The organism is Polaromonas sp. (assembly GCF_030682935.1).
In the GTDB taxonomy this organism is placed as follows: Bacteria; Pseudomonadota; Gammaproteobacteria; order Burkholderiales; family Burkholderiaceae_C; genus Polaromonas.
This window is the reverse complement of sequence record NZ_JAUXNA010000334.1, coordinates 1-3826: the sequence shown is the minus strand read 5'-3', so window position 1 is coordinate 3826 and position 3826 is coordinate 1. Positions and strand designations below refer to the sequence as shown.

The 3826-nt window shown below is 59.7% G+C and carries 6 protein-coding genes; all 6 read right to left on the bottom strand.

All coding sequences use genetic code 11. From position 1 onward, the window contains the following. Positions 1–251, bottom strand: a 251-nt coding sequence (locus Q8K05_RS15495) for an exonuclease domain-containing protein (protein WP_305247520.1), incomplete at its 3' end; no start/stop codon positions are given. 34 nt (positions 252–285) lie between these two features. Next, positions 286–624 carry an ISC system 2Fe-2S type ferredoxin gene (gene fdx / locus Q8K05_RS15490; RefSeq protein WP_305247519.1) on the bottom strand — a complete coding sequence of 113 codons (339 nt, stop codon included), beginning with the start codon at positions 622–624 and terminating at the stop codon, positions 286–288. A gap of 40 nt (positions 625–664) precedes the next feature. Further along, positions 665–2527: a Fe-S protein assembly chaperone HscA gene (hscA, locus tag Q8K05_RS15485; RefSeq protein ID WP_305247518.1), complete on the bottom strand. Its 1863-nt coding sequence runs from the start codon at positions 2525–2527 to the stop codon at positions 665–667. A 31-nt stretch (positions 2528–2558) separates the two neighbouring features. Next, the gene (gene hscB / locus Q8K05_RS15480) at positions 2559–3077 is read right to left on the bottom strand and encodes a Fe-S protein assembly co-chaperone HscB (protein WP_305247517.1); all 519 of its coding nucleotides are present in this window, start codon (positions 3075–3077) and stop codon (positions 2559–2561) included. A gap of 105 nt (positions 3078–3182) precedes the next feature. Continuing rightward, positions 3183–3506 carry an iron-sulfur cluster assembly protein IscA gene (iscA, locus tag Q8K05_RS15475; RefSeq protein ID WP_305247516.1) on the bottom strand — a complete coding sequence of 108 codons (324 nt, stop codon included), beginning with the start codon at positions 3504–3506 and terminating at the stop codon, positions 3183–3185. Positions 3507–3563: 57 nt separating this feature from the next. Then, on the bottom strand, positions 3564–3826 hold a 263-nt coding region (locus tag Q8K05_RS15470; RefSeq protein ID WP_305247515.1), incomplete at its 5' end, for an iron-sulfur cluster assembly scaffold protein.

Below are 3826 nucleotides of genomic sequence, written 5' to 3'. Positions count from 1 at the left end.
GCATCCTGCAGGTAGTCCAGCAGTTCATCGACTACAGCCGAAAACTTGGGCTTGTCTTTCAAAAACTCGTTGCTGATGCCGTGAACTTTGAGCGCGTCCTCATGGCTGTCGCGCTCGGGATTCAGGTAGAAATGCTTGTTGTCGCCGGTGAGCTTGCGGCGCACCATTTCCACGCAGCCGATTTCAATGATGCGGTCGCCGTTTTCAGCGGAAAGACCCGTGGTCTCAGTGTCGAGAAAGATTTGACGCATAAAGGGGATTATGGTTTGGCGCGAGAAGCCACTGTCAGTGGACTTCTTTCGCGTGGTTGACAGAGTATTTCGGGATCTCTACCGTCACGTCCGTCTGCGCCAGAAAGGCCTGGCAGCTCAGCCGCGAATTGGGCTCCAGCCCCCAGGCGCGGTCCAGCAGGTCTTCTTCGCTTTCTTCGAGCTCGTTCAGCGAGTTGAACCCTTCCCGAACAATCACATGGCAGGTCGTGCAGGCGCAACTCATGTCGCAGGCATGTTCAATGTTGATCTTGTTGTCGAGCAAGGCCTCACAGATGGAGGTACCCGCAGGCGCCGAAATCTCGGCGCCTTGGGGGCAGTATTCGGGATGGGGGAGTATTTTGATGATGGGCATGGTGTCAATCTGACGTTATGGAGGCTGGAGCGAACGGGGTTTAGACCGCCTCGATGTTTTTTCCGGCCAGGGCTTGCCGGATCCCGCGGTTCATACGCTGCGCGGCAAACGCTTCGGTACCCTTGGCCAGTAGCTGGGTGGCGGCTTCGATGGTGGCCGCATCGCCATGCGCACGCGCATCGGCCAGGCTGCGGATCAGGCTGTCAATCTGCGCCCGCTCGTCGGTGCTCAGCAGGTCTGCGTCTGCAGCCAGCGCGCTTTGCGTGGCCATGATCATGCGGTCCGCATCGACCTGCGCTTCGGCCAGTGCGCGTGCCTGCATGTCTTGCTGGGCTGTAGAAAAGCTGTCCTGCAGCATGCGGGCGATCTCGTCGTCTGACAGGCCATAGGAAGGCTTGACGTCAATGCGCGCCTCGACCCCACTGCCCTGCTCCCTGGCATCAACGCTGAGCAGACCATCCGCATCGACGGTAAAGGTGACGCGGATGCGCGCAGCACCGGCGGCCATCGGAGGGATGCCGCGCAGCTCGAAGCGGGCCAGGCTCCGGCAGTCGGCCACCAGGTCGCGCTCGCCCTGCACCACATGCAGGGCCAAGGCCGTCTGTCCGTCCTGGTAAGTGGTGAAGTCCTGGGCCATGGCCGTGGGTATGGTCTGGTTGCGCGGCACGATGCGCTCGACCAGCCCCCCCATGGTTTCAATACCCAGCGAGAGCGGGATCACGTCGAGCAGCAGCAAATCCGCTCCGGTGCTGTTGCCGGCCAGCTGGTTGGCGGAAATGGCGGCGCCCAGCGCCACCACTTCATCCGGGTTGAGGTTGGTCAGGGGCTCACGACCAAAAAAGCTGGCCACTGCTTTGCGCACTTGCGGCATGCGCGTGGAGCCCCCTACCAGCACAGCACCATCAACGTCGTCTTTAGCCAGCTTCGCGTCACGCAAGGCTTTGCGCACCGCCGCCAGCGTGCGCTGGGTGAGGTGCGCAGTCGCAGCTTCAAAATCTGCCGCTTTCATCTCGAAATTAACCGTTGTCTTGGCCAACCGGACAAAAAACGGCGCCGACTCTGCCGCCGACAGTGCTTCCTTGCAGGCCCGCGCCGCCCGTTGCAACGCCGCTTTGTCCGAAGCTGTCAAGGCGTCTGCCGCCAGGCCGGCCCTGGCGAGAACCCATTCCACCAGCGCCCTGTCGTAGTCGTCGCCGCCGAGCGCGGAATCACCGCCTGTGGAAACCACCTCAAACACGCCCTGCGTCAGACGCAGTATGGAAATATCAAAAGTTCCCCCGCCCAGATCGTAGACCGCAAAGACGCCTTTACTGGCATTGTCCAGCCCGTAGGCAATGGCGGCCGCAGTGGGCTCATTGATGAGACGCAGCACATTGAGGCCGGCCAGCTGCGCAGCATCTTTCGTGGCCTGGCGCTGGGCGTCATCAAAGTACGCGGGCACCGTGATCACGGCACCGTAAACATCGTCATTGAAGGTGTCTTCAGCCCGATAACGCAGGGTGGCGAGAATCTCGGCGCTGACCTCAACCGGACTTTTTTCGCCTGCGATGGTTTGCAGCGTCACCATGCCGGGCTTGTCGCCCAACTGGTAAGGCAATTGCGCTTGGTTGCCAATGTCTTGAACACCCCGACCCATCAGCCGCTTGACCGAGGAGATGGTGTTGCGCGGGTCTTCAACCTGGGCCGCCAACGCATCGAATCCGATCTGGCGCCGCTCGGCATCGAGGTAGCGCACCACGCTGGGCAAAATCACGCGCCCCTGATCATCAGGCAGGCACTCGGGCAGGCCGTTGCGCACGCTGGCCACCAGCGAGTGTGTGGTGCCCAGGTCAATGCCAATCGCGATGCGTCGCTGGTGCGGGTCTGGCGTCTGGCCAGGTTCGGATATTTGCAGGAGTGCCATAGGGCTTTTTCGTCGTATTTCTCGTGATGATTTATGGTTCCAGCTGGTCGATTCGGGCCTCGACCTCACTGGAAAAACGCTCGATGAACATGAGGCTTCTGACTTGCTGTGCTGCAGCCGCAAAGTCCCTCGCAACGTCCAGCAATTGCTCTAGTTTCAATAGCTGCTCGCGCACGCTGGTATTGGACTGGACGGCTATTTCTTCAAAATCATGAAGCGTTTTTGCGTCATCCAGTGCTTCGCGCCACTGCATTTGCTGCATCAGAAAATCAGTCGGCATGGCCGTGTTTTTCTCGGCATTGATGGGCGCGCCGTGCAACTCGCACAGATAGCTGGCCCGCTTTAAAGGGTCTTTGAGCCGCTGGTAGGCCTCGTTAATGCGCACCGACCATTGCATGGCAATGCGCTGGGCGGCCACGCCCTGGGCCGCAAACTTGTCGGGATGGGCCTCTCGCTGCAATTCCTTCCAGCGCGCAGACAACAGCGCGCAATCCTGCGCAAACTGCATGGGCACGCGAAAAAGTTCAAAGTCGTTCGATTGAAGATTCATGTCAAGAAAAAGCCGCCAGCACATTCCGTGTGGGCGGCTCAATGGTTACATATGCGTGGGGCACCCACATTGCTGCCGATACAGCAGATCAGGTCATTGCGCCCATCAAACCCGGAAACTCTCACCGCAGCCGCAGCGATCACGCTCATTGGGGTTGATGAACTTGAAGCCCTCGTTCAGGCCTTCGCGTACAAAGTCGAGTTTTGTGCCGTCAATATAGGCCATGCTCTTGGGGTCGACCAGCACCTTGATGCCGTTGTCTTCGAACACCACGTCTTCAGGCGCAATTTCGTCAGCATATTCGAGCTTGTAGGCCAGGCCCGAGCAGCCTGTGGTCTTGACGCCCAGACGCACGCCCACACCCTTGCCTCGCTTGGTGATGTTGCGGGTCACGTGGCGGGCAGCGGCATCGGTGAGGGTAACGGACATTTAAATCACTCGAAAGTTAAACAGGGCAATCGGTGCGGGTGCGCGAGCGCACAGGCGTCAGTGGGCGTGTTTTTGCTTGTAGTCGTTCACGGCGGCCTTGATGGCGTCTTCCGCCAGGATGGAGCAATGAATCTTGACGGGCGGCAAGGCCAGTTCTTCCGCAATGGCGCTGTTTTTGATGCTGGCCGCTTCATCGAGCGTCTTGCCCTTGACCCACTCGGTCACGAGCGAGCTGGAGGCAATGGCTGAGCCGCAACCGTAGGTTTTAAAGCGTGCGTCTTCAATCACGCCCGTGGTCGGGTTGACCTTGATCTGCAACT